At 48.9% G+C, this 6,925-nt stretch carries 5 protein-coding genes; all 5 read right to left on the reverse strand.

The window, feature by feature from the left end; all coding sequences use genetic code 11:
• Window positions 1–19 precede the first annotated feature (19 nt).
• A complete protein-coding gene (locus IAE30_RS28940) occupies window positions 20–1,375 on the reverse strand; it encodes a gluconate:H+ symporter (RefSeq protein WP_200681530.1) in 1,356 nt (451 codons plus the stop codon).
• 106 nt (window positions 1,376–1,481) lie between these two features.
• On the reverse strand, window positions 1,482–2,264 hold the full coding sequence (locus IAE30_RS28945; RefSeq protein ID WP_200538843.1) for a DeoR/GlpR family DNA-binding transcription regulator: 783 nt from the start codon (window positions 2,262–2,264) through the stop codon (window positions 1,482–1,484).
• Window positions 2,265–2,274: 10 nt separating this feature from the next.
• Window positions 2,275–2,931 (reverse strand): aldolase, encoded by a 657-nt coding sequence (locus tag IAE30_RS28950; protein WP_200538842.1) that lies wholly within the window; start codon window positions 2,929–2,931, stop codon window positions 2,275–2,277.
• Complete coding sequence (gene otnK, locus IAE30_RS28955; RefSeq protein WP_200681532.1) at window positions 2,928–4,184, reverse strand: 3-oxo-tetronate kinase; 1,257 nt, start codon at window positions 4,182–4,184, stop codon at window positions 2,928–2,930. The genes IAE30_RS28950 and otnK overlap by 4 nt, the downstream gene beginning before the upstream one ends.
• 418 nt (window positions 4,185–4,602) lie before the next feature.
• On the reverse strand, window positions 4,603–6,138 hold the full coding sequence (locus tag IAE30_RS28960) for an FAD-dependent monooxygenase (RefSeq protein ID WP_200681534.1): 1,536 nt from the start codon (window positions 6,136–6,138) through the stop codon (window positions 4,603–4,605).
• Window positions 6,139–6,925 lie beyond the last annotated feature (787 nt).

A 6,925-nucleotide genomic window follows, 5' to 3' on the forward strand; every position in this document is an offset into this window, starting at 1 on the left:
TCAGTATCAGAGCGATCGTTCAGCCGACAAACATGTCGAGCAGAAGAACAAAAATCAGTCCCAGCAGGGAGATAAATGACACCAGTAGCGTCCAGCTTTTCAGTGTCTCGGCAACCGTGAGCTGGAAGTACTCTTTGAACAGCCAAAAACCAGAATCATTGACGTGAGAGAGCATCAATCCCCCGGTACTGGTTGCCAGCACCAGCAGTTCCAAATTGACGCCACTGTGTGCGGCAAGCGGTGCCACGATTCCGGCAGTAGTGACCACCGCCACGGTTGCGGAGCCAATGGCGATGCGAATTAGCGCAGCGACCAACCAGGCAAGCACCAAGGGTGAGATGTTCCAGTGCAGCGCTGAATCGGCGATTAACTTGCTGACGTTGGTGGCAAGCAGCATCTCTTTAAGCCCACCCCCTGCCCCCAGAATAAGGATGATGGCAGCACAGGGTCCAAGGCATTTACCGAGGATTTTTTGCAACTGCGCCATAGTGAGGCCGCTTTTGATACCCAGCGCCCAAATGGCAAACAGCACGGCAATCAGCAATGACACGATGGGATCGCCAATGGTGTTCAGTAACATTGATGCGTTACCGTCTGCTGCCAGATGCCCTTTTGCCAGTGTTTTCAGCATCATCAAAATCGGTGGCAGTAAGATAGTCAGCATTGACAGAAAAAAAGTTGGCGAATGATGGCGCGCAGAATCTATAGCCTCGGGCTCGATATCCTGTTGTGAGAAATCCTGACGCCTGAGATCGGGAAACACCTTCAGCGCCCAGCGGGTAAACAAGGGCCCACACAGGATGATCATCGGCAGAGCAAGCAGGATGCCAAACAGCATACACAGCCCCGCATCAGCACCATAAGTCGTCATCGCCAGGGTGGGTGAAGGATGCGGTAACATCAGCCCATGAGCAATATACAGACCTGCCGCCAGAGGAATGCCAATACGCATCAGCTGGCTACGGGTGCGACGTGCAATCGCATACACCAGCGGTACCAGCATGACAAAACTGACATCAAACAAATGAGGAAGGCCAATGATCAATGCTGCGATGCAGATGGTCAGCGGGATCATGCGTACCGACCCTAGCCGGATAAAGGTGTTGGCGATTTTATCGGCCGCACCGGACTCCAGCATCAACCCTCCCAGCATGGTACCGAGGCCAACTACCAGCCCGGTAGAGCCCAATACACCACCAAAACCTTTTTCAAAACTTTTTATGGTTTGCGTTGGCGATAATCCCGCTGCAATGCCGAGAAATCCTGCAGTGATAATGAGGGCAAGAAAAGGATGGAATTTAAACTTGCTGATTAAAATAATGAGCAATGCTATTGCGCAAAACAACTCAACAAACTGACTTATTTCAAAATGCATAAAACCTCCGGGCATGTCGTAAAAACACACCTCATATTTCTATTATTATTAACGTGAATATCACGCCATGCAGGGTTCAGACCAATTGATTCACATATTGACTCTCCTAATCGGCTACCGCAGAAGACACCTGGTGCAGGCGCAAATTTAATTCCTGCAGTTTTGGGATTATTTCAGTGGGCAGTTGGTTATCACATATTATGTCGTCCACTTGATCCAATGGGCTGATATGAAACATGCCATATTTGCCATATTTACTGCTGTCCGAAACCAGCACTTTACGACGTGAAGCCGCCAGTACAGCTTGCTTAACCAGCATCTTACCTTCATCCGGCGTTGAAATACCTCGCACTGCATCCCATGAGCTGGAGCTGATAAAGGCAATATCAATGTTATGCTGACGGATGAATTGCGCAGCGCTGTGTCCGACCGCAGAGCGGTTGCGTACATCAACCTGTCCGCCAGTATGAAACAACTCAATCATCGGTGAAGCCATCAGGAAATCTGCGATAGTAAAGTCATTGGTGATCACCGTGATCTTTTTTAACTTACTGGCAATAACCCTGGCGATTTCATAGGTTGTCGTTCCGGCATCCAAATAAATAACGCTGCCGGACTCAATTAATCGCTCAGCTACCTGACCAATATTTCGTTTCACAGCATGACGCAACATGGTTTTCTCGGTGTAAGGCAACTCCTGGATTAATACCTGATTAAGCTTTGCACCACCACTAATTAAAGAAACTTTGCCTTCGCTTTCCATTTCTTTTAAATCCCGACGAATCGTCATATGAGAGACGTCGAGAAGTTTTACCAAATCACTGATGGCCGCATGAGCGTGCTGATGCAGATAGCTATAAATATAAACGCGGCGTTCATCAGGTAGCATCAATTATTCCTTAGCAATCCGTGGGGATTTTTTTCGTTCGGTAGACGGTTTGCAGTTCTGCTAACTGCTCTTCATTTAAAATCACCATGCCATGAGGTCGCAGGGTAAACCATAAGCGAGCCGTATCTTCCAACTCTTCCGCATTGAATACCGCATCTCTGAGCGTAGCACCGCCGATAACCGGACCGTGGTTCGCCAGCAGCATGGCATTGTAGTTTGGCGCCAGTTTTGCCACTTCATCCGCCAGTCCTGGGTGTCCTGGTCGCAGATATGGCACTAAGGGCAGTTTTCCCACACGCATCACAAAGTAAGGGGTGATAGGCGGCAGGCAATCGAAAGGGTTTAAGCCTGGTAAGCAGGAAAGCGCGGTTAAAGACGGCGAATGCAAATGAACCACACCACCAATGTCTGCACGTTGACGATAAAAAGCCAAATGCATCAACGATTCTTTTGACGGTTTCTCACCCGAGACCCAGTTACCTGCTGCGTCCAGTTCACTTAAAGTCGCCGGATCAAGGGAACCAAAACTGGAGTTAGTGGGCGTCACAAGGAATCCCCCCTCTGGTAAGCGCGCACTTAAGTTCCCAGCCCCTCCACTGCTATACCCACGCATGAACATGGACTGCGCCAAAACCACCATCTGTTCACGTAAAGCTGACGCACTCATGCAAAGATCTCCTGCGCTTTAAAAAAGAAGTTTTCGTCACCAAAATTGCCTGATTTCAATGCCAACCAGAGGGAGCGATGAACATCTTTTACCCAGGGGACGCCCGGGGTGATAGCATCGCCAATGGTAAACCCCTTAACACCCAGTTGTTGCACCAGCAGACTTGAAGTTTCTCCACCCGCCGCGATGATTTTGTTCACCCCGAGCTGGTTCAAGCGCACAGCCAAAGCAGCCAGCAGGTTTTCGATTGCCGATCCGACAACTTCCAAACCAAATCGAGCCTGCATAGCTTTAACTTCTTCTGCTGGACGGGTGGCATAGATCAGGGGCGCCCAATCCTTTGGCTGGGACTGATACCAGTCAGTAAGTTCTTGTAGGTATGCATCGCCCGCTTCAACGGCTCGCTCGACGTCAATGGCCTTAGCCGGTGCGGTCTGTCGATAGCGCGCGACCTGTTGATTGGTCATTAACGAGCAACTCCCCGCCAACACCACACTATTCCCTTCCCGCGCTGGTATCGCTTGATCTTCGCGCATTGGGTTGTGCGGTTGGCTTGCTGCGAGCGCGCCTGCCAAACCGGATCCACCGGTTAACAGCACATCTTCAGGCAGTGAAGCGGCTAAAGTCATCAGATCTGCATCGGTCAGCGCATCCAGCACGGCATAGCGCTTACCCGCCTGTTGCAAGGCGAGCAGATGCGACTGAATGGCCTGTTTTCCCGCCTGAATGCAGCTCAGTGGGATCAGTCCGCACTCGCCTGAAGCTTGTTTTTCCATGACGCGCAGCAGATTTGCATCTGTCATCGGAGTTAAGGGATGATTCTGCATACCAGACTCATTCAATGGTTGCCCATGAACAAATAAATGCCCGTGCACCACTGTGCGGCCATTGTTGGGCAAAGCAGGACAAAGCACGGCCATATTTAAACCGGTTTCCGTCAATAACAGGTCGGTGACAGGCCCAATATTTCCCAGCGCTGTGGAATCAAACGTCGAACAATATTTAAAATACAGGCGCTTGCAATGCTGGTGATTTAACCACTTCATGGCCTGACGGCTTAATGCCTGCGCTTCAGCCACCGCACATGAACGACTTTTCAGTGAAATCACTACCGCATCAACGTTGGCGAGATCGACCTTATCATTAGGGATGCCATTCAACTGGATGACTTTCCATCCGGCGAGCGCAATAAAACTCGCGATGTCTGTCGCCCCTGTAAAATCGTCAGCAATTATGCCCAGTTTAGGCGCCATAACCCGTTCCAATCATGTTGTGAATATGTGAGATATTTTGAACGGATTTGTTTCACAAATAGATGAGCAAACTCACAGTTTTCACACTAATAATTAGTAGGCTAAATTATTTATTTATCTGAAATTTAATGACTTTATCTTAAAACACTTTTTCACACTCCATTGTGAGGTTTTGTGATAATTGTTTGAATACCGGGATCGGTGTTGGTGTTGGTGTTGGTGTTGGTGTTGGTGTTGGTGTTGGTCAACGTGCCGCGCCACTCACCAGTGATAGGGTAGCGAAGGCATGAGCGGATTTGCATGTTAAATCATGATCAGGGAAGAATCAGCCACAGTCATACCTGCGCCTTGTTATGTTATGCTCTGGCATGGCGTTTTTTTATCATGAGTTGGTTTGCCGGTTGATGTGTAATAACTCTCAATGTTTCAATAACAGGGCTCGCTGTATTCCTAGACGACTGACATAAGTTGAGAGACGCTCTGCGTGTCTTTCAGCGGCCACCAGACCGATATAGCCGTCCGGCCGAATTAAGTAAGCCGTGTCTTTTTTGAATCCTCTTTTCTCAAATGCATCCTGCCAGGGAAAAACCTGCCAATCCATACTATGACGATCACACCAGTTCCTGACGTCTTTAGTTGCTCTGCCGTAAATGTGTATTTGCCAGACTATCTTTCTCAGTGATGCATAATTGTCAGTCTCACCCACGGCGACATACGGCAGGCGATCGCCCGCACTGATCTCTCCCACTTTTCCCTCACTTAGGGGGCTGTCCAAATAGCTCATCGTCGTTTGCGAGATGATCCGGAAAAGGTATTCGCGTACGCGTCCATATTGATAGGCTTGACTGGCTATCGCTGGTGCAATGTGCGTACGCACGAAATCGGCGAACCCGCCAGCGGCAGTGACAAAGGTGAATACCCGATCTGTGGTTTTCACCAGTTTGTGAGCGAAGGCTTTGCGCTCCGCTTCATAGCTGTTCAATAAGGTTTCAGGGGCCTGAGCTTTAATCACCGCAGCCAATTTCCACGCCAGGTTTATCGCATCGGCAATGCCGGTATTCATCCCCTGCCCTCCTGCCGGGCTATGGACGTTCGCTGCATCACCCAGCAGAAATGCGTGGCCATCACGGAAAAGATTGGTCACCCGGTGATGAACACGGTAAGTAGAAAACCAGTTAACCTGTTGGATGCTGAGCCCTAGTCCACTGATGGCCCGTTGGCTCACATCGTCAAAAGCGTGCTGCTGCCTATCTCCTTCTTCACTCTCGACAGTGCCGATCAAACGATATTGATGTTCTGGTCCATAAGGCATAACTAAAACAAAATCTGACTTGTCGAAAGCGATATGTCCCTCATTCGCGGGTGTCACTCCACTGGCCAGAACATCGGCAACGTAGAAGAGGTGGTTATAAGTGCCACCCTCAAAGTCACTACCCATTTGATGGCGCACCGGAGAATGCGCTCCATCACAGCCTGCAAGGTAGGTGGCAGTGCAGATTTCGGTTTGCCCTGTTGGTGTCCTGATCGTAGCAACGACGTTATCGCCCTCTTCCCTGAACGACATGAATTCTGTTTGCCGTTCGACGTCGACACCTGCAGTCTGTAAGCGTGCGATCAGAAGTTTTTCATGTATGTCCTGGGGCAATACAAGCACAAACGGATAGGGGGAAATAGTTTTACCCGCATTCATCAGGGGAATACGCGCCTTCGATTCTCCCCTCGCCCACATATTCATAGCCGGCATTTTATAGCCTGCTGCTACAACCTCTTCAGCGATATCCAGCTGACGATAAAGCTCAAGCGTGCGAGCCTGAATAGCCATTGCTCGTGATGTTTCACCTGGTCCCTGACTCATGTCGATGATTCGAACCGACACACCTTGCCGGGTGAGCCAGAGCGCCATCACCAAACCGGTGGGCCCAGCTCCAACGATGAGAACGTCGATATTGTTCATAGGAGTATCCGACTGTGGCGCGAGTAATACATGCAACGCCATGGTAAACGCCTGAGGTTAGTTTGATTCGCACATCTAAATGCAAAGTATAATTGCACTTGATAGCGCCGGACGTGCTTTAGCTCACCGTCTTTCTAATACTAAGAATAAAGCATTCTCAGAGGCAGTAGATGAGTACCCTCCCCTTCCTGGCTTGCGATCATGGATGCTAATGTCTAAAGCGTGAAATGACATTGTCACGTTTTCAGATAGATTTTCTCACCGACCTGAAAACGCTATAAGGTAGTGTATTAGAAGAAAATTTCAGAAATTTTCAGGCTGAAAATCACCATGTTTTTTTTGGTGAAGATGAAGAGACGGCGATGATAGCTATTGGGTTGTTTGGACTCTACGTTTTGAATCCTGACAAGGTATGTCGATGCATTCAGCGTGCCGTATTTTTGAATTGTTCATTTCTTGGCAACTGCTGGCTGGGCAAGTTTCTACAAGAGTGAATATCCATCTAAGCGATAATCGGCATTTAGTTATAGTTCTAGTTTTACGTGCACTAATGCGTCATTGCCAAAAACAGCATACAAGCCTCATCCTGGATTCCGTCTTGTCTATATCATCTCTAAGGTGTGATTAATCACTTTTGTTGGTTATAGAGATGGAATGGATCGAATCTGATAAATGAAATGCTTTTGGTGCCAGCAATATTGGATTGGCCGGATAGGTTGAGTTGTTTGGATTGTATTGGATGCTGGATGCTGGATGCTGGATGCTGGATGCTGGATGCTGGATGCTG

Source organism: Pantoea sp. S61, assembly GCF_016625145.1.
GTDB classification, from domain to species: Bacteria; Pseudomonadota; Gammaproteobacteria; order Enterobacterales; family Enterobacteriaceae; genus Pantoea; species Pantoea rwandensis_B.

Excerpts from the sequence above, each read along its gene's own strand:
- IAE30_RS28940 (WP_200681530.1), bottom strand. The coding sequence starts at position 1,375 with ATGCATTTTGAAATAAGTCAGTTTGTTGAGTTGTTTTGCGCAATAGCA.
- otnK (WP_200681532.1), bottom strand. The coding sequence starts at position 4,184 with ATGGCGCCTAAACTGGGCATAATTGCTGACGATTTTACAGGGGCGACA.
- IAE30_RS28960 (WP_200681534.1), bottom strand. The coding sequence starts at position 6,138 with ATGAACAATATCGACGTTCTCATCGTTGGAGCTGGGCCCACCGGTTTG.
- IAE30_RS28950 (WP_200538842.1), bottom strand. The coding sequence starts at position 2,931 with ATGAGTGCGTCAGCTTTACGTGAACAGATGGTGGTTTTGGCGCAGTCC.
- IAE30_RS28945 (WP_200538843.1), bottom strand. The coding sequence starts at position 2,264 with ATGCTACCTGATGAACGCCGCGTTTATATTTATAGCTATCTGCATCAG.